Annotated in this window: 18 protein-coding genes; 15 read left to right on the top strand and 3 right to left on the bottom strand. The window is 72.9% G+C overall.

The annotated features are described in order from the left end of the window. Positions 1-175: 175 nt before the first annotated feature. Positions 176-1,873, top strand: a complete 1,698-nt coding sequence (locus tag ACGF5U_RS22075) for an ABC transporter ATP-binding protein (RefSeq protein WP_392711691.1) — start codon at positions 176-178, stop codon at positions 1,871-1,873. 80 nt (positions 1,874-1,953) lie between these two features. Further along, on the top strand, positions 1,954-3,744 hold the full coding sequence (locus ACGF5U_RS22070) for an ABC transporter ATP-binding protein (RefSeq protein WP_392711918.1): 1,791 nt from the start codon (positions 1,954-1,956) through the stop codon (positions 3,742-3,744). Between the two features lie 72 nt (positions 3,745-3,816). Here ACGF5U_RS22070 and ACGF5U_RS22065 read toward each other — a convergent pair whose 3' ends face one another. Both ACGF5U_RS22065 and ACGF5U_RS22060 read right to left on the bottom strand, forming a co-directional pair. Beyond that, entirely contained in the window at positions 3,817-6,435 is a 2,619-nt protein-coding gene (locus ACGF5U_RS22065; RefSeq protein ID WP_392711689.1) for a beta-propeller fold lactonase family protein, read from the bottom strand. Between the two features lie 81 nt (positions 6,436-6,516). Next, positions 6,517-9,153, bottom strand: a complete 2,637-nt coding sequence (locus ACGF5U_RS22060) for a hypothetical protein (RefSeq protein WP_392711687.1) — start codon at positions 9,151-9,153, stop codon at positions 6,517-6,519. A gap of 181 nt (positions 9,154-9,334) precedes the next feature. On the opposite strand from ACGF5U_RS22060, the gene ACGF5U_RS22055 reads away from it, so the two are divergent. The 13 genes from ACGF5U_RS22055 (at position 9,335) to ACGF5U_RS21995 (ending at position 24,278) form a co-directional block, all read left to right on the top strand. After that, positions 9,335-10,102 carry a hypothetical protein gene (locus tag ACGF5U_RS22055; RefSeq protein WP_392711686.1) on the top strand — a complete coding sequence of 256 codons (768 nt, stop codon included), beginning with the start codon at positions 9,335-9,337 and terminating at the stop codon, positions 10,100-10,102. A gap of 17 nt (positions 10,103-10,119) precedes the next feature. Further along, on the top strand, positions 10,120-11,325 hold the full coding sequence (locus tag ACGF5U_RS22050) for a hypothetical protein (RefSeq protein WP_392711685.1): 1,206 nt from the start codon (positions 10,120-10,122) through the stop codon (positions 11,323-11,325). Positions 11,326-11,356: 31 nt separating this feature from the next. Next, complete coding sequence (locus tag ACGF5U_RS22045; RefSeq protein ID WP_392711684.1) at positions 11,357-11,812, top strand: hypothetical protein; 456 nt, start codon at positions 11,357-11,359, stop codon at positions 11,810-11,812. 64 nt (positions 11,813-11,876) lie between these two features. Beyond that, entirely contained in the window at positions 11,877-12,182 is a 306-nt protein-coding gene (locus ACGF5U_RS22040) for a hypothetical protein (RefSeq protein WP_392711683.1), read from the top strand. Positions 12,183-12,185: 3 nt separating this feature from the next. After that, complete coding sequence (locus tag ACGF5U_RS22035) at positions 12,186-15,158, top strand: hypothetical protein (protein ID WP_392711681.1); 2,973 nt, start codon at positions 12,186-12,188, stop codon at positions 15,156-15,158. Next, positions 15,158-16,738 (top strand): hypothetical protein, encoded by a 1,581-nt coding sequence (locus ACGF5U_RS22030; RefSeq protein ID WP_392711680.1) that lies wholly within the window; start codon positions 15,158-15,160, stop codon positions 16,736-16,738. Before ACGF5U_RS22035 ends, ACGF5U_RS22030 begins: the two co-directional genes overlap by 1 nt. A gap of 1 nt (position 16,739) precedes the next feature. Next, positions 16,740-17,234, top strand: a complete 495-nt coding sequence (locus tag ACGF5U_RS22025) for a hypothetical protein (protein WP_392711678.1) — start codon at positions 16,740-16,742, stop codon at positions 17,232-17,234. Next, the gene (locus tag ACGF5U_RS22020) at positions 17,234-17,809 is read left to right on the top strand and encodes a hypothetical protein (protein WP_392711677.1); all 576 of its coding nucleotides are present in this window, start codon (positions 17,234-17,236) and stop codon (positions 17,807-17,809) included. Before ACGF5U_RS22025 ends, ACGF5U_RS22020 begins: the two co-directional genes overlap by 1 nt. Continuing rightward, positions 17,793-19,754 (top strand): hypothetical protein, encoded by a 1,962-nt coding sequence (locus tag ACGF5U_RS22015; RefSeq protein ID WP_392711676.1) that lies wholly within the window; start codon positions 17,793-17,795, stop codon positions 19,752-19,754. Before ACGF5U_RS22020 ends, ACGF5U_RS22015 begins: the two co-directional genes overlap by 17 nt. Beyond that, positions 19,754-20,224 (top strand): hypothetical protein, encoded by a 471-nt coding sequence (locus tag ACGF5U_RS22010; protein WP_392711675.1) that lies wholly within the window; start codon positions 19,754-19,756, stop codon positions 20,222-20,224. Before ACGF5U_RS22015 ends, ACGF5U_RS22010 begins: the two co-directional genes overlap by 1 nt. Continuing rightward, positions 20,217-21,620, top strand: a complete 1,404-nt coding sequence (locus tag ACGF5U_RS22005; RefSeq protein WP_392711674.1) for a baseplate J/gp47 family protein — start codon at positions 20,217-20,219, stop codon at positions 21,618-21,620. Before ACGF5U_RS22010 ends, ACGF5U_RS22005 begins: the two co-directional genes overlap by 8 nt. Beyond that, the gene (locus ACGF5U_RS22000; RefSeq protein ID WP_392711672.1) at positions 21,617-23,923 is read left to right on the top strand and encodes a hypothetical protein; all 2,307 of its coding nucleotides are present in this window, start codon (positions 21,617-21,619) and stop codon (positions 23,921-23,923) included. The genes ACGF5U_RS22005 and ACGF5U_RS22000 overlap by 4 nt, the downstream gene beginning before the upstream one ends. Before the next feature lies 1 nt (position 23,924). Continuing rightward, entirely contained in the window at positions 23,925-24,278 is a 354-nt protein-coding gene (locus tag ACGF5U_RS21995; RefSeq protein ID WP_392711671.1) for a hypothetical protein, read from the top strand. A 6-nt stretch (positions 24,279-24,284) separates the two neighbouring features. Here the strand turns inward: ACGF5U_RS21995 and ACGF5U_RS21990 are convergent, their stop codons facing one another. After that, positions 24,285-24,893 (bottom strand): hypothetical protein, encoded by a 609-nt coding sequence (locus tag ACGF5U_RS21990; protein ID WP_392711670.1) that lies wholly within the window; start codon positions 24,891-24,893, stop codon positions 24,285-24,287. Between the last annotated feature and the right edge of the window lie 16 nt (positions 24,894-24,909).

The raw sequence follows: 24,909 nt of genomic DNA, 5'->3' as shown, positions 1-24,909 counted from the left end.
GTGCGGAACCTGGAACCGCAACTTAGGTGAGGCTAACCGAACGTGAGCATGAGGTCAACGCGCGGGCGCGGCCCGCGCCGAGCAGCCGAAGCGGTCGCCCCCCTGACAGCTGAAAGGAGGCCGGTGCTTAGAGTAGCCTTACCTAACTATCCACCCATCTTCGCGGAGGTACCTCATGCCCGACGGAGGACCGACGGGGGGCCACGTCCTCCGTGGAGCGATCAGGGGCCAACGCCGCCAGGTCACCACGGCGTCGCTGCTCGGTATGGCCCACCAGGGCTGTGAGGCCCTGGTTCCGGTCGTCATCGGCATGGTCATCGACGAGGCGGTGGCCACCGGCTCCGGCAGCGCGCTGCTGCGCTGGCTGATCGTACTCGCCGTACTCTTCCTGGTCCTGTCGACCTGTTACCGGACCGCGGCGAGGGTCACCGACGGGGCGGGGGAACTGGCAGCGCACCGCGTCAGGACCGACCTCGGCGCCCGGGTGCTCGACCCGCGCGGCGGAGCCGACAAGGGCCGGCTGCCCGGCGCGCTGACCGCCGTCGCCACCGGCGACGCCGCCCGCGTGGGAGCCGTCGCGGCGGCCCTCCCGTACACGATATCGGCGCTCGCCGGACTGGCCATCAGCGCCGTCGCGCTGCTGCGCATCTCCGTACCGCTCGGCCTGCTCATCCTGCTGGGCGTCCCGCCCCTGCTGTGGCTCGGCCACCTCATCAGCCGGCCGCTGGAACGGCGCAGCGAGGTCGAGCAGGAGCGGGCGGCCGACGCCTCGGGCGTCGCCGCCGACCTGGTGGCCGGGCTGCGCGTGCTGAAGGGCATCGGGGCGGAGGGGGCCGCGGTGTCCCGCTACCGCCGCACGAGCCGGGAATCGCTGGCCGCCGCGCTGCGCGCCGCCCGCAGCAGGGCCTGGCACGACGGCGCGATCCTCGCCCTGACCGGCATCTTCATCGCGGTCATCGGCCTCGTGGGCGCGCACCTGGCGATGCGGGGCTCGATCAGCGTGGGGGACCTCGTGGCGGCCGTCGGCCTCGCCCAGTACCTGCTGGGCCCGTTCCAGATGCTCACCTACGTCAACGGCGAGTTCGCGCAGGGCCGCGCGTCGGCGGACCGCGTCGCCGAGGTCCTCGCGTCCCCGCACGCCGTCACGGCGGGGCAGGGCGCCCTCCCGGGGCGGCCTGCCGGTCGCCTCCGGCTGCGCGGCGTCACCCACGGGCGGCTGCGCCGGGTGGACGCCGACATATCCCCGGGCAGCCTCGTCGGAGTCGTCGCGAAGGACCCGGCCGCGGCGAACGACCTCCTGCTGTGCCTGGGGCGCGAACTCGACCCCGACGAGGGCGCCGTGGAACTCGACGGCGTGCCGCTCACCGAACTCGACCCCGACACCGCCCGCCGGGCCGTCCTGGTCGCCCCTCACGACGCCACCCTGTTCGAGAGCAGCCTCCTCGACAACGTACGGGCCGGTACGGACCACCCCGACGAGCAGATCGAACGGGCCCTGGCCGCCTCGGCGGCGGACGACGTCGCGCGGGCGCTCCCCCGAGGAGCGGACACCGTGCTGGCCGAACGCGGCCGTTCGCTGTCGGGCGGCCAGCGTCAGCGGGTGGCGCTCGCCCGCGCCCTGGCCGCCGATCCCCCGGTCCTGGTTGTCCACGATCCGACGACCGCCGTCGACACGGTCACCGAATCACGGATCGCCGCCCGTCTCAGGGAACTCCGGCGCGGCCGTACGACGCTGCTCGTCACCACCAGCCCCGCCCTGCTCGCCGAGACCGACCACGTCCTCGTGGTGGACGACGGCGCGGTGACCGCGCGGGGCCGGCACGCGGAGCTGGTCGCCGCAGACGAGGCGTACCGCGCGGCGGTGCTGGCATGAGCGACACGGGCATGAGCGGCCGTGGCGCGAGGGAGAACGACAGCGGCTCCGGCGCGCGCGGGAAGGAAGAGGGAAGGGCGATGGGCGAACGTACGACGGAGGACCGTGAACTCCTCCCCACCGCGACCGGCGCCCAGACCCTGGCGGCCCTCGGAGCGCTGCTGCGTGGTCACCGGCTGCTGACCTTCGCGTCGGTCGCCGTGCTCGTCCTCGCCACGGGCGTCGGGCTGCTGACGGCCCCCCTGTTGGGCCGCATCGTGGACCTGGTGGTGGAGCAGCGGGGCGCCGGCGCTCTGACGGTGCCGATGGTGCTGCTCCTCGTCGTGGCCGTGGCCAGGGGAATCGCCACCGCGATCGGTCACTCGTTGGTCGCCCGCCTGGGTGAGACGGTTCTCGCCGGCCTCCGCGAGCGCTTCATCGCACGGGCGCTGCGGCTTCCGCTCGAACGCGTCGAGCAGGCCGGCTCGGGCGACCTGACCTCCCGGGTGACCGGTGATGTCACCATCATCGCGAAGGCGGTACGCCAGGCCCTGCCGGAATTCGCCGGAGCGCTTCTCACCATCGTCCTGACGCTCGTCGGTCTCACCGTCCTGGACTGGCGGTTCCTGCCCGCCGTGCTCCTGGCCGTGCCCGTCCACGTCCTCACGGTCCGCTGGTACATGCCGCGTGCCACGAAGATCTACGCCGCCCACCGGGTGGCGACCGGCGCGCTCCAGCACCAGCTGCTCGACAGCGTCGGAGGCGTGCGCACCGTACGGGCCTTCCGCCTCGGCGGCCGGCACACGGAGCTCCTGGAGCAGCGGTCCGGGGACGCGGTCGCCCTCGCGCTGCGCGGGATCCGGCTGGTCTCGGGGTTCTTCTCGCGGCTCAACGCGGGCGAGTTCATCGGCCTGGCGGCGGTGCTCGTCACCGGTTTCCTCCTGGTGGACGCCGGGTCGGTGAGCATCGGTACGGCGACCGCGGCAGCGCTCTACTTCCACAGCCTGTTCAATCCGATCAACGCGGCGCTCTTCCTCATCGACGACGCGCAGTCGGCGGGCGCCAGCCTCGCCCGACTGGTGGGGGTGTCGAACCTGCCCGTGGAGCCCGATCCTGCCGACGGCGGAGCCACACCGGTGGACGGCTCGGTCAAGGTGTCCGCGCTCGGCCACGCGTACGTCTCCGGCCATCCGGTCCTCGCCGATGTCGACCTGGAGGTACGGCACGGAGAACGCGTCGCCCTGGTCGGCGCGAGCGGGGCCGGGAAGACCACGCTGGCCAAGCTCATCGCGGGCGTGCACGCCCCGGAGAGCGGGTCCATCTCCCTGGGCGGGGTCGACTCCCGTGAACTGGGCCCGTCGGGCGTACGGCGCGCCGTGACCCTGATCAGTCAGGAGGTGCACGTGTTCGCCGGCCCGCTCGCCGAGGACCTGCGCCTCGCCCGGCCCGGCTCCACGGACGAGGAACTGCGCGCCGCGCTGGACCGCGTGGGCGCCCTGGGGTGGGTCGAGGCGCTGCCGGAGGGCCTCGCCACGGTCGTCGGCGAGGGCGGGCACCGGCTCACGGTCACCCAGGCCCAGCACCTGGCCCTGGCCCGGCTGGTGCTCGCCGACCCGCCGATCGCCATCCTGGACGAGGCCACCGCCGACGCGGGCAGCGCGGGCGCCCGTGTCCTGGAGACCGCCGCCGTGCGGGCGCTTCAGGGCCGTACGGGTCTGATGGTCGCTCACCGGCTCCCCCAGGCCGCCACCGCCGACCGCGTGGTCGTCCTCGACCGGGGCCGCGTCGTCGAGACCGGCACGCACGACGAACTCGTCGCGGCGGGCGGCCGCTACGCCGCGCTGTGGTCGGCATGGTCCGCCAGCCGCCGGGACGCGCCCGGGAGGCCGTGAGCGGGCGGTGCCACCGCGTCCGAGACCGGCGTGGAGGGCGGCTGTGCTGTCCGGCCGCCACCCGAGCGGCCCTCACACCTCCACGAACGTCAGAGTGTCGGAGGCCGTGTCGGCCACCCAGGCGTGGCGGCCGTCCGGGGTCAGGGCGACCCCGTGCGGCGCCCTGCCCACCGGGAAGGGGGCGCCCGCCGCCGTGAGGGTGACCGTGTCGATCGCCACCAGGCACTTCTCGGCCGGCACGGTCACCAGCAGGAGACGACCGTCCCGGCTGACGGCCAGTCCGTGCGGGGCGCCGGGCAGCGCGACGGTTTCCCGCACCTTCTGAGCGGCGGTGTCGATCACCAGGACCTCGTCCGCGCCCGCGTCGGCCACGTAGATCCGGCCGCCGTCGGGCGACACGACCAGGCCGAAGGGGGCGACACCCGCGTTGATCGGGGCACCGGTCACGGTGCTGGTGGCGGTGTCGATCACCAGTACGGTGGCCGCTCCGGAGTCGGCCACGTAGACGCGGCGGCCGTCGGGCGACACGGCCAGGCCGAAGGGGGTGACGCCGACCTGGACGGGCGGTCCTGAGACCGTGGGACCGGAGGTGTCGAGCACGTGCACGGCCGCGTTGGCGGGATCGGTCACGTACAGGCGCTGCCCGTCCGGTGTCGGCGCCACCATCCGGGGCTGACCGCCGACGACGACCGGCCGGCCCGTCACGGTCCCGGTGGCGGTGTCGATCACGGAGACCGTGCCCGACCCCGAGTCGGCCACGTAGACGCGCTTCCCGTCGGGCGACAGGGCCACGCCGTGCGGGGTCTTCCCCACCGGGACGGACCGCGGCTTCGTGTCGATCAGCGACACATGACCCGAGCCGGAGTTGGCGACGAGCAGTCGGCGGCCGTCCGCGGTCAGCGCCATCCCGGTGGGGGTACGGCCCACCGGGATCCGCCCGACCACCGCCCGGGTGGTGACGTCGACCACGCAGACGGCGCCGGAGTCCGCGGCCGTGACGTACAGCCGCCCGTCGGGGCTCACCGCGACTCCGCGGGGGCGATGACGGACCGGGATCGGATCGCCGATCGCCGTCTGCGTGTGGGTGTCGATGACCGACACGCTGTTGGAACCGGGGTCGGTGTTGGTGACGTACGCCCGGCGTCCGTCGGGGCTGACGGCCAGTGCCTCGGGGAAGCTCCCGACGGGCACGCTGGCGACCACCTCGAGTGAGGTGGTCGCCAGCACCGATACGGCGTGGGTGTTGGCACAGGCCACGTAGAGGTGTCGGCCGTCGGGAGTGACGGCCACTCCCAGGGGCCGGTCGCGCATCGGAATCGGCCGGCCCAGCGCCGCCAGCGGCTGGGTGGTGATCACGGACAGGGTGTCCGATTCCGCGTTGGTGACGTAGACGCGCAGCCCGTCAGGGGACACCGCCACTCCCTGGGGTGCCCGCTCCACCGGCAGGGTGCCGGTGACCTGGCGGGTGGCGGTGTCGATGACCGAGAGCTGGTCGCCCCCGACCGCGTACACGACCCTGCCGTCGGGGGACATGGCGAGGGAATGGGCGCCGGCCACGGTCACCGAGCCGAGGACCGTCTCGGTACGCAGGTCCAGCACGCTCACCTTCGCGGCGCCCGATTCGGCCACGTAGGCGTGCAGCCCGTCGGGGGTGACGGCCACCGCGTTCGGCCCGGCGCCGGTGGGGATCTCGACGTCACGCGCGTTCACCACGGACACCGCGTCCGATCCCCCGGCGGCGACGTAGACCTGCCGCCCGTCCGCCGACACCACGACCGACTCCGGGCGGGCGCCCACGTCGGTCGTCAGCGAGCGGGTGGGAAGGACCAGCAGGGACTGGCCCTTGAACGCCGAGGCGAACGCCGTGCGCCCGTCGTGGCTGACGGCCAGTCGGAACGGCGCGCCGGACACGCCGACGGTGCGGCTCACCGTCAGGGAGCCGGTGTCGATGATCGAGACCGTCTCCGACTGAAGGTTGGAGACGAGCGCGTGCCGGCCGTCGGGCGTCACCGCCACGTGCGAGGGGAACCCGCCGACCGGGACGGTGGCGATCACCGTCCGGGTGGCGGTGTCGATGACCGACACCGTATGGGCGTTGGCTCCCGCGGCGAAAACCCGCAGGCCGTCGGGGGACACCGTCAACCCCATGGGCGTCTTGCCGACCGGGATGGGCGTGCCGACCAGCGTGTCCGTGGTCGTGTCGATGACCGAGACCGTATTGCCGGCCGCGTCGGCCACGTAGACGCGGTGGCCCGTCGGCGCCACCGCCAGGCCGAAGGGGTGGCCGCCCGTGACGATGGTACGGATCACCGTGTCGGAACCGGTGTCGATCACGGCGACGCCCTGGGCGTCCCGCAGGGGCACGTACACGCGCCGGCCGTCGGGGCTGATGCCCGGTTCCCGCGGGCCCCCGGGGGTGGCGATCGTCCGGATGACCGTCTTCGTCAGCGTGTCGACGACGGACACGGCGCCTTCGTTGACGTCGACTGCGTACAGCCGCCTGCCATCGGGAGTGACTGCGACATGGTGCGCCGCGCAGGCGAACGTGCCCACCACCTTGCGGGCGAAAGGGTCGACCACGCAGAACGTGCCGCCCTCGCAGGGGACGTACAGGGACTTCCCGTCGGGCGACACCGTCAGGTTGCGCGGCACACGGCCGAGGTCGATGGGGGCCGGGTTGGTGTTGATCACTCTTTCAGCATGGGACCGGGCCGCCGGCGCATTCCATCCTGACGGGACGGCCATACGGGTCGCCTGTGCGGCCGTGGCCACTCACAGGTCCACCACGGACACCGTGTCGGAGGCGGCGTTGGCGACGTAGGCACGGCTGCCGTCGGGACTGAGGGCGACCCCGTGCGGGGCGCTGCCGACCGGGACGGGGACGCCGCGCACGGTGAGGGTGGCGGTGTCGATCTCGGCCAGGCGCTTGGTCGACGGGATCGTGACCAGGAGCGTGCGCCCGTCGCGGGAGAGCGCCAGTCCGTGCGGGCTGCCGGAGAGGGGCACGGAGGCGGCGACCGCGAGGGGGTCGGTGTCCAGTACGAGGACGTCGTTGGCGCCGGCGTCGGCGACGAAGAGCCGGGCCCCGTCAGAGGTGACGGCCACATCCAGCGGGGCCACTCCCGCCGTGACGGTGGCGGTGGCCGCCGCGGTGGCGGTGTCGATCACCGTGACCGTGCCGGCGGCGGAGTCCGCCACGTACAGCCGGGAGTCGTCGGGGGCGAGAGCCAGTCCCTGCGGGAAGTCACCGACCGGGATGGTGCCCGCCACCGTGCGGGTGGCGGTGTCGACCACCGTCACCGCGCCGGGCCCGGCCACGTACAGGGTGGCGTCGTCACCGGTGAGGGCCAGGCTCCTGGCCCCGCCGCCGACGGACACGGGCGGTCCGGCCGCGGCTCCGGCGACCGTGTCGACGACCGCGACGGTGCCCGATGCGGGGATGGTCACGTAGACCAGGCGCCCGTCCGATGTGGCGGCGAGGTCGAACGGATCCCCGCCGACCCGGACCCGCGTGGTGTTCGTGTCGACCACGGTGACGAGCCCGGTGTCGCGACTGGCGACGTAGGCGCGGCGCCCGTCGGGGGTGAGGGCCAGGCAGCTCGGGTCGGTGCCCGCGGGGATCGTCTCCAGCCGGGCGCGGGTCGCGGTGTCGACGACCACGACGGCGTGACCGAAGAAGGACGTGCAGTACAGCCGCTGTCCGTCCGGGCTGACCGCGAGGTCCTGGATGACGAAGGGGAACGGCGTCGGGTCGCCCACCACGGTGTGGCTGTTGGTGTCGACGACCACCACCGAGTCCGCACTCCTGTCCATGTGCGTGCAGGCGATGTACGCCCGGCGGCCCACCGGGCTCATGGCGATGAACGTGGGCAGCGCTCCCAGCGGGACGCTCGCGGTGAGCGCGCGGTTGCCACTGTCGAGCACCATCACCCTGTTCGCCGTCGCGTCGGCGACGTAGACGTGCTTCCCGTCGGGCGTCACGGCCACGTCGACCGCACCGGCGGGACCGTCCCCGAGGGGTACGGGCGAGCCGACGGCTCCCAGCGTGTCCGTGTTCAGCGCCACCAGGCCCACCGTGCCGTCGGTGACGTACAACCGCAGCCCGTCCGGGCTCACGGCCACCCCGGTCGGCTCCTGGAAGGGCACGGCCCCGGCGGGCTCGCGGGTGGCGGTGTCGATCGCCGACACCTGCCCCGCGCCGGCCACGTACAGCCGCCGGCCGTCGGGGGCGAGGGCGACGATGCCCGCAGGTCCGACGGGAACGGAGGGGACGGTGGCCGTCACCTCGTCGGTGGCGGTGTCGATGACGGACACGTCGTCGGAGGACCCGTTGGCCACATAGGCCCGCGCCCCGTCCAGGGCCACGGCCAGCGGATCCTCCCCCACCCGGACCGACGGCGGTCGCGTGCGGACGACCGAGACCGTCCCGTCCCCCGGGTTCGTCACGCAGAGCCGGCCGTCGCGGGTGAGCGTGACCGCCTCCGGACGCTTGCCCGCGCGCAGGGCGACCGTGCGGGTGTCGAAGGGCACGACGAACCTCTCGCGGAAGCCGGCGGCGTAGACGCGGTGGCCGTCGGGGGTGGCGGCGAGGTTGCCCGGTGGGCCGTCGACCAAGAGGGTCCTGGCCACCTGAAGGGTGCCGACATCGATCACGGATACGGTGTTGTCGGCCGCGTTCCCGACGTACAGGCGCCTGCCCTCACGGTCCATCAGGAGGTGCTTGGGGAACTCACCGACACGGATGGTGGAGATCACCGTCCTGCTTCCGGCATCGACGACGGACAGGGTTCCGTCCTGACCGTTGACCACGAAGATCCGCCCGCCGTCGGGCGTGACGGCCGCCGCACGGGGAACCAGCCCTACGGGGATCGGCGTCCCCTCCACGGTCTCGGTGGCCGTCCTGACCACATGGAGCACGGGGTCGACACCGCCACCGAAGTCCGTGACGTACAGGCGCGCGTCGTCCGGGGAGACGGCCAGGCCGAAGATCGACTCGCCCAGCGGGAAGCGGCGGATCACCGCGCCCGACTCCGTGTGGATCACCGCGACCTCGCTGGGGTCGGACACCGCGGCGTAGATCAGTTCTCCGGTGGACAACGCCGCCAGGTCGAACGGCACACCGGGCATCGCGAGCGAACCGGTCACCTCGTTGTCGCTGGTGTCGATCACGGTCACCGCCCGCCCCTCCCGGTTGGTGACGTACAGGCGGCTGCCGTCGGGGGCGAGCAGCATGTCGGTCGCGTCAGGGCAGTCGATCTTCTTCCGGACGGTGTGGGTCTCCGTGTCGAGTACGAATACGCACCCCGCCTCGTCGCCGCTGCAGGCGTACAGCGTCCTGCCGTCCCTGGACATGGCCACGTCGAAGGGCCGCAGGTCGAGCGGGATCGGGGCAGTGCTCGGGTTGACCATCTCCCCACCGTGGAACCCGTCGGGCCCGGCCCGCAATCGGAGCGGCGGCGCGTACCACCGCCCGGACCGACACGTTGCCCAGGACGTGTGAACTGTCCACCCGTCAGGAGTCGACTCCGGCACGCGCTGGTACCTCCTCACTGCCCCGGCGACGCGCGTTCCGGACGGAAGGGAGGGGCGCATGCGGTTCCGTGACCGCACCCTGCTGCGCCTGCTCGACTCGGCCGAGTGCGGCGCCCTGCTCAGCCCCGCGGTGGGCGACCGCCTCCTGCGCACCGCGTTCACCGCCCAGGAGGCCCGGGTCGGGCCCGTGACGACCGTGGTGACCCGTCAGGTGTCGTTGATGCCCACGTCGGCGTCGGCGCAGCCGCTCGAAGCGCAGTTGTACGACATGCACAGCAGCCGGCAGTGGCGGCTGGCGGGCCGGTGGCCGCTGGCCGGCCCCGTGGTGGACGCGGACGCCCGTCTCGATCTGACACTGCTCGCCGGCCGGGGCGGTGTGGAGACCACCGTCACCGAGGTCGTCAGGAAGGATCCCGTGGGCGGCGGTGCCCCCGACGCCCAGGGCCGGATCCCCCTCGGCCTGAGGCTCCGGATGGTCGAGGAGCCGGCGCCGGAGCTGTCGGAGACGGCCTTCAAGGTGGCGTGCGTGGCCTTCGCGGTCGACCGGCCCTTCGACGATCTCGCCGCCCGGCTGGCCGACGTCCAGGTCGGGATGGCCCGCGTCGCCGAGAGCACCGACCGGCCCCAGCCGCCCGTCGGCATGGCCGTACGGACCCCGGTCCCCGCCCTGCTGCTGTTCCCGGAGACCGCCCTCGACGACACCGACCTCCCGGGGGCGCCCGGGGGCGTGGACCCCGCGGACAGCGCGGGCGTGCGCGCGTCCCGCCTCACCGAATTCGCCACCCGGCTCCGGCACGTCGGCATCGTGCCCGTCGCGGTGCCCTGACCGCCAGGAGTGACGACATGACCGAGACCGCAGCCGAGTTCCCGTTCATCAAAGTCAGGATCAACACCAGCGGCATGCGGCCGCAGGCCCGCCGCGCCGTGGGCGACATCGCCGTCGTCGGCTCGGCCGGCGCCTTCGGCACGGCCACGGCCAACGTCCCGTTGCAGATCGGTTCCGTGTCCGAGGCCCGCGAACAGTTCGCGACACAGAACGACAAGGGCGAGTTCGTCGGCGGGCCGCTCTACCACGCCGTACGCACGGCCCTGCTCCAGGATCCCGCGCCCTCCCGCGTCTTCGCCGTCAAGACGGCGGACGAACCGGCCGCCGGAGGGGCGCCCGACAGCCCGCCGGTGCCCGGATACGCGGCGGCGCTGGCCGTGGTCGCGGCCCTGCCGGTGCAACTGGTCTGCCTGGCCGGCGAGACCGACGTCGGCCGGCTGGAAGAGCTCAAGAAGCACGTGGAGGAGGTCAGCGCGGCGGGCGGCGCCCGGATGGGTGTGGCCATGGTCGACCCGGCGCTCGTCCCCGCGAGCGGGAAGACCTTCGCCCAGGCCGCCGACGAGACCTACCGCCCCCTCAAGAGCGACACCAGCCGGATGATCCTGGTGGCCGCGCGGGTGGCGAAGCAGGAGGGCAAGCCCACGGCGGACGTCGCCGCGGCGGTGACCGGGGCCATCGCCGGTCACCCGCCCCACTCCAGCGTGCTGATGAAGCCGGTCAACGAGGTGAGGATCCCGCTGGGCTCCCAGTTCACCGGCACCGAGATCCACGCTCTGACCCAGAAGTTCATCATTCCGGTCATCGACCCCGAGCTGATCCCGGGCGAGGGCCTGTACCTCGGCTCCGGGCGTTGTTACACCACCAGGACCGAACGGCTCTACGTCGACGTCGTCCGGGTGCTCGACCACATCGAGTTCCTGCTCAAGGCGGGCCTGATCGGGTCGATCGGCGAGACCCGGATCGACCGGCTGGGCATGCAGGCGCTGCGGTCGCGTATCGACGGGATCCTCAGCCCGCTGGTCACCTCCGGTGTCATCACCGCCTTCACCATCGACATCCCGTTGCTGCCCATCCTGGAGGCGGAGGAGGCCGCCCGGACGCCCGGTCAGGTCACCACTCTCACCACGGCCCGTACGGAGCGCACCGTCGAGGTGCTGCTGTCCGTCACCTACGCCGGGGCCGTCCACTTCCTCGACGTCAACCTCGCCTTCAAGGCGGCCTGAACCGGGCTCGCACCCGTCACCGGAGGATGCCGTGACCACTCCCACCACCTGGATGAACTCGCGCCTCGCCGTCGTACTCGACGGCAGGTCCGACAAGCCGCTCACCCCCGTCGACACCTTCACGCCCACCTTCAACGTCAACGCCGAGGTGATCCACTCGCTGGAGGCCACACACGTGGGCTACATCGCCCAACCGGCCAGCTTCACCTTCCAGATGTCGGTCAAGGCCATCGGCGGATCGGCCGCCGAGCTGACCCGTCTCGCCATGACCGGCAAGGAGTTCTCCATCGGCCTCTACCAGGCCAAGGGCAGCGACACCACCGAGTGGGACTTCCAGAAGCTGCTGTTCAACAAGTGCCTGATCACTTCCGCCAACCCGTCCAACGCCGTGGTGAACGGCGCGCCGGTGGCCACCTTCACCGGCGTGGCCCGCGAGGCCGTGATGGACGACGGCGCCGAGACGAGACTTCCGCCGGTCATCGCCTGACCACGGCCGCGCCCCCACGGCACGACACGGCACGGCACGGCAACGCACCTACTGAGGAGATCCGATGACCGACGGCACAGGGCACCCGGAGGGTCCGTGGCCGGAGAGCGGCGGGGCCCGGCCGCGCGCCGCCCGTGTCCGCCGCGGAGGCATCGCGGTGGTCCGGCGGGGCGAACGGGTCGTGCCCGCCGAGGGGAGCGAGGCCGAGCTCGTCCTGGCCGAGCAGGACGCCCGGCAGGACATCCACGTGCACCTGCCGGTGACCGTGGAGGTCGTCGGGGCTCCGCACTCCCGGGTGGTGCAGGCGGCGGTGGACGAGGCGCTGCGCCGGGTGCGGCACGCCTTGCACGCCCACGCGGAGTGGAGTTGAGGCGTGCCCCTGCATGTGCACGTCCCGCTGCGCGTCCAGCTGGTGGAGCCGGTCACGGCACGCGAGCTGACGCTGCTGGAGAAGGCGGTCGGCGACGCCTGCCGCCGGGCGCTGGAGACGGCCCGCCGCGAGGTGGTGGACGTGCGCGGGAGCGGCCGACCCGTGGTGATCCACCACGAGCCCGCGGTGTTCACGGGGCTGAGCCCGGCCGAAGGGGTTCGGGAGCACGCCTCCGAGGCTGTACGGCGCGGGCTCGAGTACGCGGTGTCCGCATCGGGGCTGCTGCGTCGGCGGGGCACTCCGGCGGCGCGGACCGGCGTGCCGGCGGAAGAGCCGCTGGATCCCGTGCGCGTGGCCGAGGACGAGGCGGGGACGACGTACCGGATCCCGTCCTACGACCACTCCGGGGAGGGGGTGGCGGTCCCGTTCCTCCACCGTCAGGGCGACCGGAAGGACTGGGTGTACCTGCCGTTCGTGGGCGAGGTGCTGTCGATCGAGCAGGCTGCCACCGCCGCGTGGCTGGCGCACCTGGACCGGCACGGGGCGGTCTGGCAACCGGACGCCCACGGTCACCCGGGCTATGCCGGGCTGGTCGCCTATGAGGGCAGGGACGTCCCGGCGCTCGTCTGGATCAGCGGGGTGACCCGGATCCTGCCGGACGGATCGCTGCCGAAGGAGACCTACGACCGGACCTGCCAGACGTTCCCGTTGCTGCGCTGGCAGCAGACCGGCCCCGGCGCCCGGTCGGCGGTACCGCTGGCCGGCGGGCTGGCGCCGTACCACGACCTGGTCCGGACCGAACAGGCCGGGACGGTCGAGGCGATCGGGAGGCTGGTCCTGCGGCTGCTCGACGAGGCCCGGGAGCGGGCGGACCATCCCCTCCGCGACGCCGACGCACGGCGTGGCTACGCCGAGAAGCTGCTGGAGGAGGCACGAGGGCCCAGCGTCCTCTGCGAGGTGCGCGGGGACCGGAAGCTGTTCGCGGTGATGAAGGACACGATCCCGGCCAGGATCCGGTTCGTGACCGCCGTTCCCAGGCCCGCCGCCGCCGGAGCGCCGCCCGCGCCGGGGGCGGTCAAGGCGGGCACGCGGGCCGGACAGGGAGCCAGGCCGCGCAAGCCGTCCTGGCCGAAGGCCGTCACCGGGGAGACCCTGGGCTGCCGCGCCTACGACGGAGAGCCGGAGTGGCGGTCCCTGCCCCGTTCCGCCGACCGGCTCGGCGACGGCATCCGGCACCTGGCCCGCCTCCTGGACGTCCCCGAGTGCGCGTACGCCGGAATGTTCACGCTGAACTGCGCCCGGGTGATCTCCGCCCGCGCGCACGCCGTCGGCATGGCATCGGTGCGGAGCACCGTCACCACCCAGGTGACGGTGCGCGGTGACGGCAAGGGCAACAACGGCTACCTCCACCTGCGCCCCGGCGAGGCGCCCGAACTGGGGTTCATGCGCCGGCTGGCCGAAGCCGCGGCCGCGGTCCGCGAGCTGGCCGACGAGGTGACGCTCGTCTACCAGTTGCCCGACAACGCCCCGCGGGTACGTCCGGGCGGCGGCGGGCCCGTCTCGCACGCGGCCGGCTGGAGTCTGGGGTTCCTGAAGGAGGTCCATGCCACCCTGACCGACGGCTGCACGTATCTGTACGCCGAGACCTGCCGGGTGCTGCTGCTCCAGCAGCTGCGGTCCTCCCGTACCGCGATCGCCCAGCGCAGGGGTCCGCACGCCCGGGAGACGCTGAGGCACTTCTCGCAGGTGCTGGACGTGCTCGGTGGGAGCGTCGTGAAGCTGCAGGTACTGCTCAATGCCCTGCGGCACGCCGAACGCACGGGGGTGACGGGGTCGGTGCGCACGGTGCTGTCCGTCCGGGAGAGGCAGTACCGGCCCGGTGACCGCGAGCACCACATGCTCCTCCCGCCCCCCATCAGTCATGTCAGCGCCCGTACGCTGGCCGAACTCGCCGACAGCCGGATCGAACGCGGCGGGGCCGTGTACCTGGCCGTGCACGGCGGGCGGAACTGGACGGCCGCCGATCTGGAGGCCGGCGTCAACGCCCGGCGGGCCCTGGTCAACCAGGTCGACCCGCTCTTCTTCCAGATCGGGAACCTGGAGGAGGTCTTCACCGCCGTCCAACGGGACCCCGCCGCGGCCGACGCGTTCCTCCGGAACCTGCTCGCCCAGATGGCGAAGGCCAACCAGGAGATGACGCACAAGGCGAGTGAGCCGGAGGGCGGCGCCTTCTTCGCCCTGGAGACCTCACGCTGGATCGAGGTGGAGGGCGGTCGTGACGAGCGCGGCCTGTGGTTCCACCTGTCCGGCATCCACGCCATGGCGGACGCGGAGCTGCGGCCGCACACCGGTGCGCTGCGGGAGTACACCGACGCGGTGAACCTGGCGATCGGCCGGAAGTACCAGGCCGACACGGTCCGCAAACTGGCCGCATCCGCAGGCGTGTTGGTACTGGGTCTGCTCTGCGCTCCGCTGGGGGCCGCGGCAGCGGGGCTGATCACCGGGGCGGCGTCCGTATCGCTGGCCATCGCGGACCACCTGGACGCACAGGAGAAGGGCCGGCTCTACCAGTCCGTGATGGATCCCGAGGCACTGCAGAGCTGGCAGGAGGTGCAGGCCGAACAGCTGTCGGCCGCCATCGGGCTCGCCTTCTCCGTCTTCGACGCCTTCCAGATCGCCGGCGGCGCCAAGGCGATCGTGGGCCGCGCCGCACAGGTCTGGAAGGTGGGCCGGAGGGCCGGCAGGCAGATGGCCGTGGCGAGCGTACGACGCGGGCTGGTGGCGAACATGGCCGACGAGCTGCTGAAGCACGCGTTGGGGCAGGCCGCCACCCAGGCGATGGTGATGCAGGTGATGGACGAGGCCATGACCAGGCTGGTGGGTCCCGTCGTCCAGGAGTGGGCCCGTGAGCAGGGCGTCCAGCACGGCACCTGGGAACCGGAACCGGAACCGGGCGCAGAGGACGGGGAGGACTGATGGCCTACACGATCGACCGGCCGCAGTTGGTGCAGCAGATCCGCCAGTGCGCCCGGAACCACGCGGGGGCGAACGCGGCCGTGCGGACACTGGCGACCCTGTACGGAGCGTCCCCGTCCCAGCGCACCGTCCACCGACTGATCGAACGGATGATGCTCCGGGTCCTCGGGGTGCACGTGGACAGGCTCACCGCCACCCGGAACAGGATGGAACGGGCGCTCAACAGGCTCCTCGACGACCTCGACGCCCTGCAGGCCGAGGGCCCTCGGACCGTCCGCGACGCCTCGGCACAGGCACAGGACCTCAAGGCCCTGGTCGATGCCCTCGACGAACTCAAGACCTTCCGTGACGACCTGCTGTACATCCTCAGAACCGACGAGCACGGCCTGCGGACGATGGCACGCAACGAGCTGGAGGCCCTGCGCGGGCGGCCCCGCTCCTACGCGCCGGTCGAGAGCGCGGGGCGGCCCCCGGCCGGTCCACCACGCCCGGCCGCGGGCACCGGCACCGAGGTCGCGGGCGCCGCGGTACGGCTGTTCGAGGCGATCGAGGCCTTTCCGCCCTACCCGGTGCGGCCGGAGCGTGTCGGTGGACGCCCCTCCGCGCCGTACAAGCCGCTCACCGCCCGGCAGTACGGACGCCAGTCGCGGAAGGTGACGAGGGCGGCCAGGCGGTATGTGGCGATGTTCGAACAGGGGGCCCAGGACCCCGTCGCCGCTGCCGTGAAGTCGGTGCTGGCCGGGCAGGACAGCCTGGCGGACCGCAACCGGATGGCCATCGCGATCCTGGTGTCGCAGAAGCGCATCTGGCCGGGCCGGAGGGTGCCCACGAGCGGTCCGCACGTCAAGGCCGGTGCCTATCAGGAGAAGGTGACCGGCTCCTCGTTCGAGTGGACGGGCAAGCTGCAGCAGCCGGTGCGCACGTTCACGACGATCGGCATCGACGGGATCGTGGACGGTTTCGTCTACGACGCCAAGCACACGGATGTGGCGCTCTCGCGGTCCGGCCACCTCAAGGGCCAGGTCATGCCGGGGCCGGTGAGGAAGGAGAGCCTCCCGCAGGCGCCGGGGAGCGGCGAAGCGGCACCGGAGGCGGCCCGGGCCGGGGTGGCCGGTAAGGCCCCGCAGAGGAGGCTTCCGGAGAAGAAGGCGCCGGAGCCGAAGCAGCCGGCGGAACCGAAGGCCGCACAGAAGAAGCCCACGGAACCGAAGCCTACGGAGAAGAAACCCGCGGAGAAGAAGGACAGGCCCGCGTACGAGTCGGACGAGGTCCAGGGCGGTCTGCCGCGCCGGGATGCCGACTGGCAGCGCGACACCACGCCGGATCTGACGACCGAGATGCGGCCGCCCGAGCCGCTGACGGCACGCGAACTGATCGCCGTCTACGAGGAGAAGACGGGGATCTCGGTGACGGGCGAGATGGAGCGGCAGCTGGTGTTCGCCCAGGAGAACGGGTTGCGCGGGGTGGTGTGGGTGACCAACTCCGAAGAGCTGGGGGACGCCTTCAGGCACGTGTTCCACAGCGAGGTGAAGATCCCCAAGGGGCCGGACGTGACCATGGAGATCCGGGTGGAGAAGTGACATGAGCTCCGCGTCGAAGCTCGACGAGTTCCAGAGCCTGCCGTCGGCGATCGTCACGGACGGGCTGCTGGCGGTGCCCCTGTTCGCCGTGCAGCGCCTCGCGGTCAGCTCGCGCTACACGCTTCCCCCGATCGGCACGCCCTCGTTCCGGGCGGCCGTGGGCAACGCCAGCGAGACCGCCAGCCTCCAGGCCCTGCTGGTGGGGCCGCAGCGGTACGCCTGGAAGCAGGGGCTGGAGCTGCTGGCCGACTTCGCCAAGCGGGGCGGCGCGATCGGCCGCTTCACCGGCGGGAAGGTGTCCGGGCTCATTCTGGCCACCCGCATGTCCGTCCGGATGAACATGCACGTCACCAGCCTGGCGTTCTCCGTGTCCCCGCAACGGCTCGACACCATCGAGGTGACGCTCGAGCTCCAGCACGTGGCGCCCCCGGGCCCGGTCGACCTGCTGGTCGACGCGGGGATGCTGGCGGCCTCGACGGCGACGGAGTTCCTGTGATGACCCTGGTACTCCCGGCAGGGTTCCGTCCCCTGCCCTTCAACGCGGCGCTGGGTCTGCCCCAGCAGGTGCGCGTCCAGGTGGGGCGGCGGGCGCTGACGGTCACTCTGGTCGCGCTGACCGCCGACATCGTCGGGGCACTGACCGCCGAGCCCACGCGGACCGTCGTCGACGGGGCCGAGGAGTTCACGCCGCGCGAGGCCCCGGACGGAGAAGAGGGAAGGCCGGACGGTGAGCGGGGGAACGGGGTCCGCACCGGCCTGACCGCGTCTCCGCCGGGCGCCCTGGACACCGCCGCGGTCCGCCCGTACCTGGTCGTGCTCGAAGCGGGCCGGCTGATCGGCTCGGCGCCGGTGGTGGTCGGCCGGCCGCTGGCCTTCGGCAGCTCGGCGGGCACCGGGCTGGTGATCGAGATCCTGGTGGCCGAACTCGTCCTGGCCGCCGGGGCGCTGGTGGAGCCGGCCGAGGTGGGAAGCCGCGTCCTCGCGGGTTTCCGGGAGCACGGCGGCAGCGCTCCTCCTCCGGCACGACTCGTACGGGCGGACGAAGGGAGCCCCTATGACCTCCTTGTCTAGCGTGACCTCCGGCGCGATGTCCCTGGCCGGGGCGGTGAACGAGCCCGTCGTCGGCTTCCAGGCCGGCTGGGCGCTGATCTTCCACAAGGACGACGACGGCTTTCCCGACCGCACGGCCGAGCCGCTGTTGGTGACCCACACCGACCACCGGCTGGAGGTCAAGGTCGACGCCGACGACACACTCCGGGGGGCGACCTTCGAGATCGTCCTCGACGGGCTGCCGGACAGGGAGTACGACGCCATCGCGGCAGGCGACTACGTGCACGTGGAGATCCGGCTGGGCTGGTGGGACCTCCGACGGGGGCTCGTACGTTCGGCGGCGGCCGCGCTGGGGGCCCCGCCGCCGGGTGGACTCGACGGCGGGGACGACGGCTACCACGCGGTGCTGGAAGGCCGGGTGCTGTCGGCCGAACGCTCCCACGGCGAGTTCACCTACCGCACCCGTTTCTCCGGCATCGACGCCGCCTACCACCGGATGCGGGTGCAGAAGCCGAAGCTCGACACCGGGCAGGCGACCCGTACCGTCGTCGGCTACGCCACCGGGCTCTGCACGGAGAACAGGAAGGTGAACGTGCCCGTCCGGGGTGCGGGCACGGACATCGAGCTCGACGGAGAGCTCGACATCGGCGCCGACGGCTCCGTGGTGCAGGCGCTGCGGGAGCTCTCGCGGCTGTCCCACGGCGGTGGCAGCCGGCTCGAAGTGCCGATGTTCCTGCGTTCCGGGGAGCTGCACGTGGGGTACTGGCGCAAGCCCGTCGAGGGCGGCAGGAGCTGGGAGCTCACTCCGGCCACCGGGCTGGTGGAGAGCCGCCCCGTGGTCGAACCCGACCCGGACGCGGTGCCGGAGGGATCGCCCTTCGCCGCCCCTGCCGTGCGCCGGTTCGACCTCACCCTGCTGGGGCGTCCCGACATCGGGGTGGGTGACATGGTGCGGGCGGACCTGCCGAACCCGTCCCCCGCCTCCATGACGGGAACCCTCGCCGGCTCCGCGCTGGGGCCGCTGGGCGACGCCGTCGGGGGTGTGGCGGCGGGCTTCAAGGCCGCTGCGCCCCCGGATCTCAAGGAGTACGGGGTGATCGGCGTCCACCACCGGCTCAGCCCGGCGGAGGGTTTCGTGACCCGGCTCACCGTCGAACTCCGTTTCGAGGACGAGAAGAAGGGACTGTGCCCCCGCTCCGGCAGCAGTGACGAGGTCACCCGGCTCGCCTCGGCCCTGGCCGAGCAGCGGCGCAGGGCCGGGCTGGAGCAGCGGTCCCATGAGGTGGGGCTGGTCCGCCGGCAGGACGTCGCCCCCACGTTCCGCGACGGCCACGACGTGGCACCCCAGACCCTGGCAGTGGACGAGGGACTGACCGAGACGGCGGCGCCGAACGTCCCCTGCAAGGCGCGGCCGGCCGAGACGCCCACGCGGCTGGCCGACAAGCCCTATCTCAGCCCTTATGCCTTCGGCGGGACGGGCCTGGTCATCCCCCACTACCCCGGTATGCGCGTGGTCAGCCTGCACTACCAGGGGGAGCGGCAGAACGCCGTGGTCTCAGGGGCTCTGTGGGAGACCGGCGCGGCACCCCGCTCGCAGCTGGGCGACTGGTGGCTGAGCCTGCCCACCAATCTGGCGGGGACGGGAGACACCGGCGAGTCGGCCGGAGATCCGGCGACCGCGCCCCGCCCGGCCGGCGCGGCCAGCCACGATCTGATCGACGGGAAGGGCGGCCGGGTGATCCAGGTACGCGGCCTGACGATCAGCATCGGCGAGGCGCTGATGAAGCCGGTGGGCGAGCGCCCGGACGACGCCGAGGCCGGCAAGGTCGTGATCGAGAACGCCGCCGCCAAGGCCCGGATCTGCATCGACGACAAGGGCAACATCGAGATCAGCACGGGCGCCGACCTCACGCTGACCGCGAACAGGATCACGCTGCGGACGAACACCGTTGTGGAGGTGGTCTGATGTCACCGGACGTCTCCTCCGCCCGCGAGGGCGCCGCCCTGGAGCGGCGCGTGCTCGGCCACGGGATCGCCCTCCGTCCGGTCGGGGACGGCAGCATCGGCCACGACCTGGTGTTCACCCGCACGGAAGGCGGGCTGGATCTCGCGCTGGTCGAGGGTACGGCGAACCTGGCCCAGTGCCTGAGCGTCGCCCTGCTCACCACACCCGGGACCGATCCGTTCCATGTGGGCTTCGGCTTCGACGGACTCCGGGTGCTCACCCGGGGGCTGACGCCCCCGATGGCGCTGGAGCTGCTGCGACTGTCCGTGCTGCGCACCCTCGCGGCGGACTCCCGGGTGGCCGAGGTCGTCGAACTCACCCTGACCGAGACCGCGCCGGGCAGCCGCCGCTGGCAGGTGACGGCCATCCTGCGCACGGTTCTCGGCAACGCTCCGCACACCATGATCGGGGAGGTCACCGCCGATGCCTGAGGACGAACAGGTCACCGATCTGCACGAGCTGGTGCGGATCAGCGGCTCCGGGAAACCCTTCGGCATCACCCCCGAGGGGTTCGTGCCCAAGCCGCTGGCCCGCCTGCTGGAGGAGAAGAAGGCCGCAGCGCGGGTGCTGTTCGGCTCCGACGTCGATCTGACGGCAGGCAGTGCCCTGCGCAAGATCCTGGAGGTCGTCGCCCTGGAGGAGGCCCGCGCCTGGGTGCACCTCGGGATCGCCTACGAGGACACCCGGGTGAGCACGGCGACCGGTGACGCACTGACCCGGCTGGGAGCCGAGCTCGGCCTGCCCCGGCCGTTCCACCGGGCGAGCGGGCACGTCACCCTGCATCTCGCGGGCACCCTGCCGACCGATGTGCCGGAACTGGTACTGCCCCGCGGCACCCGGCTGCTCACCGCCGACCAGCACGACTACTTCATCGACGAGCAGGCCACGCTCACCGACACCGGCCGGCAGGCCACGGTCGCCGTCCGCGCCTTCGATCCCGGTCCCGAGCACAACGCCGACCCGACGGCGGCCGTCCCGAGGAAGATCGACGGTTTCCATCCGCTGGATCCGCGTACGGACCTCATCCGGAAGCTGTCGGCGGCCGGCCGTCCGCTGGTGGTCATCGAGCACACGACCGCCGTCAGCGGCGGTGAGATGTACTGGAGCGACTCCCGCTACCGGGAACTGCTGCTCGCCTACCCGCGCAACCTGTGGACCCCCGAGGCCGTCCGGATCGCCGTGTCCCTGGTCCCCGGTGTCCGCCAGGTGCTGGTGCAGGACCTGTACGGCGGTCTCGACATCGACAAACCGATCTTCGGCAGCTTCTCCTTCCTCGAACGGCTGTTCTCGCAGGAGCGCAGCCTCGGCAACCCGCACTTCTTCACCGTGCTCGTCGCCCCGGAGGAGGGCGCGCTGTGGGACGGCCCCGGACAGCTGGCCGAGCGGGTGGCGGCCGCGATCGACCGGGTACGGCCCATGGGCGTCGCCCCCAACGTCGACCGGGCCAGTGAGGTGTCGGTGGGCTTCACCTGCAAGATCTCCGTGGAGGGACTTCCCATCCCCGCCGGCCGGCCCGAGAGCGCCGCCGTCTCCCCCGAGGCGGCCGCGCTCAAGGGCCGCATCCTGGACCGGGTACGGCGGCACGTCCAGGCACTGGGCATGGGCGAACCCGTGCGCTACAGCGAGATCCTGTGGTCGGCCATGGAGGAACCGGGCGTCGTCGACACCCGCGCGCTCCGGCTGCGCCGCTTCCCCGCCCAGCTGCCCTTCGAGCCCGCCGACCCCCCGCGGCCGTTCCAGGAGCTGACGGCCGAGGAGGACATCGAGGTCAGCCCCAAGGAGGTCGCCCGGCTGATCGACTCACTGGTGGAGATCACGATCGTATGAGGTTCGGACCGGACACCCGACCCCTCGACGCCTCCGGACTGCGGAGCGGGCTCGCCGCCCTGCCCCCGGTGTACGCCGCGGGCGCCGGAGCGCGCACCCTCCCGCTGACCGACGGCACGCTGGCCACCGTCGGCCCGCCGCCCCCGCCTGCCACCGCCCCGCCTCCCCTCCACGAGCCGCTGCTTCTGCTGCGGCTGCGCCGGCCGCTGGCCGACGAGGCCGTGGTGGTCCAGTGCCGGCCGGAGGGAGCCGCCGAGGACCTTCCGGCGGTGGTCTTCGCCCCCTTCTCCGGAGCGGGCACCCTGCTCCCGGCCTTCCTGCCGCGGTCGGGCGGTCCGCTGAAGGTGTCGGTGCGCGTGCGGCTCGTGGTGGCCCCGCACTGCCACGTGGAGCTTCCCGCCGAGGCCGACCGCGGCCCCGAGCTGCCCCAGCGGCAGGCGGCGGAGCTGATCGAGGGCGTCCTGCTGGAAGGGCTGCTCGCCCGGCTCACCTTTCTGGCCACCCTGGAGAAGCAGCGCATCATCCGGCAGGCCAGGGAGATCGGCGCATGCCGGCATGCCGACCTCGCGTTCTCCGGAGCCCTCGACTCCCTCGGCCGGGACCTCGGCGTGCTGCGGCTGCCGGACGAGGACGACTCCCACTACCGCGACCGGCTGACGATCTTCACATCCTGGCGGCTGCCCACCCGGCCCACGGTGCTGGAGGCCCTCAACGGGCCGGGCGGGGAGAGCACGCCCAATGCCGGGTTGCCGTCCCGCGTCGGGGTCACCGCGCGGTTCCGCGTCGTGGAGGAGCAGAACCCGCTGGCGCTGGCCACCCGGCTGGTCCACGTCGGCGCGGAGGGAGCGGCCGGCCGCGCCCGCTTCCACCAGATGCTGCGCGACCTGCACCTGCTCGATCTGGACGCTTCGGTGCCCGTGGTGCTGCCGCCCGAGCGGCGCCGCCGGCTCGAGGAGGCCCGGCAGGTGCTGACCTCCCAGGTGACCCGTCCGGCCGGGCCACCGGCCGTCCGCCATCTGGCGCCCGGCCTCGCGGAGGCGCTGGCCCGTCTGGTCCGGCTGGTACGGGCGCTGGGCGACACCGGGAAGGTGACGTTGCGCCGGGCCCACGTGGAGGAGCCGGACCCCCTGCACGAACTGGGCCTGGGCGCCACCCTCGACGCTTTCGGGGAACAGCGGCTGACGGCGATGGCCGAGGCGGTGCCGGGACTTGCCGGGCAGCACACCGAACTCGCGGTTCTGGCCCGCAGCCTGGTTCCGCGCCCCTTCTCCCAGGACCCGGTCGGGCACTGGCTGGCGGCACCCTGCGGTCTGCGGACCGTCCACACGATCGGCGAGGGTGTCCTGTTCGTCTCCACCCTGCCGCTGTCGGGGCTGACCGTCGACGGACCGCCGGAGCTGGCCCCGGGCGGGTCCGCGGTGTTCCAGGCCCGTCACAGCGCCGACACGAGCACGGACGGACTCCATGTGCTGGCCGCCGAGGCGGCGCGGCGAGCCGGGGAGGTCTTCCCACGGCGGCAGTTGGGCCGGCCGCCGGCCCCGCTGACCGGTCCCGCCCTGGACACTGTGGTGCGGGCGCTGGCGGCGGCGGAGGGCACGGCCCCGCCGCCGGAGGTGGAGCCGCTGGTGACCGGGGGCCTGCTGGCCGGGCGCGGAGCCGACTTCGCCCGGGAGACGCTGGAGATCGTCGTACTCGACCAGGTCGTCGCCTATCCCTTCCCCAGGAGCCGGCTGACGGGTCTCGGCACCGGGAACACGCTGCGCGACGAGGTGGCCCGGCGGGCGCAAGCCCTGCTGGACAGCGGCTTCTACAGCGTGCAGGGGGTGTGGGACGGGCAGGGGGACCGGATGCTGCTGCTCGCGGCGGTCTGCCTGCTGCCCGGCAGGCCGCCGAAGCACGGGGAGGCACCGCCGGCGGAGTTCCGCTGGTACGCCACCGGGCTGCCGGCGTCCGCGCGGCCGCTGACGCTGAGCGCCGCCACGGGGGGCAGGACCGAGGTCACGGGCACGGCCGAGGGCCTGTCGCTGCTCGTCTGCCTGGCGCATGCGCGCCGGGGCCTGGCGGAGCCGTACGGGGTGCGGGTGGGTCTGCCCCCGGGTGTCCGACTCAACCGGGATCAGTACGACTATGTGATGAACGTACTGGAGAGCCTGTGCCCGCTGGGTATCGAGGTCGACACCGTCGAACTACGGCGCGACCACCTCGACTTCGGCGGGGAACCGGGCGGTGCCGCCGGGGCGCCGGACGCCTCCCGTACGTACCACCGCTACCGGAGGCCGCGCACCGCGGGAAGGAGCGGCTGAGATGGGCGGCAGGGCGGTGGCGGGCGAGGGAGACGTCACGGCGACGGTGGGCACGATGCCGTTCACCGGGGCGGACACCGGGACATGGACGCAGGGCACCATGACCGAGACCGCCTCCACGACCCTCAAGGCCGACGGGGCCTTCGTCCTCCACGCGGTCACCTGTGTCTTCGACTTCCAGGGCACGAACAGCGCCGGGGCCGCGGTGAAGGCCGCGTCCACAGTGACGCTGAAGGCGGAACCGTCACTCCTGCGGCCCGGCGGGCGGCCCGTGCTGCTGCACGGCGACTCGGCCGAGGACGCCTTCGGCAACAGGCTGAAGGTCGCGTCGACGCGGTCGCTACGCGTCTCCTGACGCCGCTCAGCCCAGTCGGTAGTTCACCTGGAAACCGGTGAGCACCAGCCTGTCGCCCTCTCCGGTGGCCGTGGCGACGACGTAGTAGCTCGAAGCGGGGTCGACCGCGGCGGGCCCGCCCTGCGGGGCCCTCGCCGGCGGAAACACGTTCCCGGCGGTCGTGGCGTAGGTGACCACGTTCGATTCGCCGGTTCCGTCGAACTTCCGGCGCTTGAGTTCGACGCGGACCGTGGCGACGGTGCCGCCCGCCCTGCCGAAGGCACGGAAGCTCGTGATCACGGCTCCGGGCGGCAGGGTGAGGGCCATGACCCCCTTGGCCGTGGCGGCCTCGGCGGGCTTGTCCGCCTCGCCTGGCGTCGACAGGACCCAGCCCGCGTCGTCCACCGCGGTCAGCAGCGGCGGGACCGTCAGGCTGGTCTCCACCACCTTGGTCGCGGCCAGCTGGTCGAGGGCGCGACTGACGTCACGGAAGCGGTCACGGATCGTGTCCAGGTCCGCTTCCAGCGTCTGGAACCGCACGTTGAAGCCGCTGTCACCGCCGGCCGCGACACGGTCCACCGCGTCCACCCACGGCTTGTGCTTGAACTTCCGCTCGAACGCGATGTCGAAGGGCATGCGGCACCTCCTCCAG

The sequence above is a fragment of the Streptomyces sp. NPDC047886 genome, from assembly GCF_043204435.1.
GTDB lineage: Bacteria > Actinomycetota > Actinomycetes > Streptomycetales > Streptomycetaceae > Streptomyces.
This window is presented reverse-complemented; position numbering and strand designations above follow the sequence as displayed.

What these genes read in the sequence shown, in the direction of transcription:
- ACGF5U_RS22075 (WP_392711691.1), top strand. Translation starts at nt 176, where the DNA reads ATGCCCGACGGAGGACCGACGGGGGGCCACGTCCTCCGTGGAGCGATC.
- ACGF5U_RS22070 (WP_392711918.1), top strand. Translation starts at nt 1,954, where the DNA reads ATGGGCGAACGTACGACGGAGGACCGTGAACTCCTCCCCACCGCGACC.
- ACGF5U_RS22060 (WP_392711687.1), bottom strand. Translation starts at nt 9,153, where the DNA reads ATGGTCAACCCGAGCACTGCCCCGATCCCGCTCGACCTGCGGCCCTTC.
- ACGF5U_RS22055 (WP_392711686.1), top strand. Translation starts at nt 9,335, where the DNA reads ATGCGGTTCCGTGACCGCACCCTGCTGCGCCTGCTCGACTCGGCCGAG.
- ACGF5U_RS22050 (WP_392711685.1), top strand. Translation starts at nt 10,120, where the DNA reads ATGACCGAGACCGCAGCCGAGTTCCCGTTCATCAAAGTCAGGATCAAC.
- ACGF5U_RS22040 (WP_392711683.1), top strand. Translation starts at nt 11,877, where the DNA reads ATGACCGACGGCACAGGGCACCCGGAGGGTCCGTGGCCGGAGAGCGGC.
- ACGF5U_RS22030 (WP_392711680.1), top strand. Translation starts at nt 15,158, where the DNA reads ATGGCCTACACGATCGACCGGCCGCAGTTGGTGCAGCAGATCCGCCAG.
- ACGF5U_RS22025 (WP_392711678.1), top strand. Translation starts at nt 16,740, where the DNA reads ATGAGCTCCGCGTCGAAGCTCGACGAGTTCCAGAGCCTGCCGTCGGCG.
- ACGF5U_RS22020 (WP_392711677.1), top strand. Translation starts at nt 17,234, where the DNA reads ATGACCCTGGTACTCCCGGCAGGGTTCCGTCCCCTGCCCTTCAACGCG.
- ACGF5U_RS22015 (WP_392711676.1), top strand. Translation starts at nt 17,793, where the DNA reads ATGACCTCCTTGTCTAGCGTGACCTCCGGCGCGATGTCCCTGGCCGGG.
- ACGF5U_RS22010 (WP_392711675.1), top strand. Translation starts at nt 19,754, where the DNA reads ATGTCACCGGACGTCTCCTCCGCCCGCGAGGGCGCCGCCCTGGAGCGG.
- ACGF5U_RS22005 (WP_392711674.1), top strand. Translation starts at nt 20,217, where the DNA reads ATGCCTGAGGACGAACAGGTCACCGATCTGCACGAGCTGGTGCGGATC.
- ACGF5U_RS22000 (WP_392711672.1), top strand. Translation starts at nt 21,617, where the DNA reads ATGAGGTTCGGACCGGACACCCGACCCCTCGACGCCTCCGGACTGCGG.
- ACGF5U_RS21995 (WP_392711671.1), top strand. Translation starts at nt 23,925, where the DNA reads ATGGGCGGCAGGGCGGTGGCGGGCGAGGGAGACGTCACGGCGACGGTG.
- ACGF5U_RS21990 (WP_392711670.1), bottom strand. Translation starts at nt 24,893, where the DNA reads ATGCCCTTCGACATCGCGTTCGAGCGGAAGTTCAAGCACAAGCCGTGG.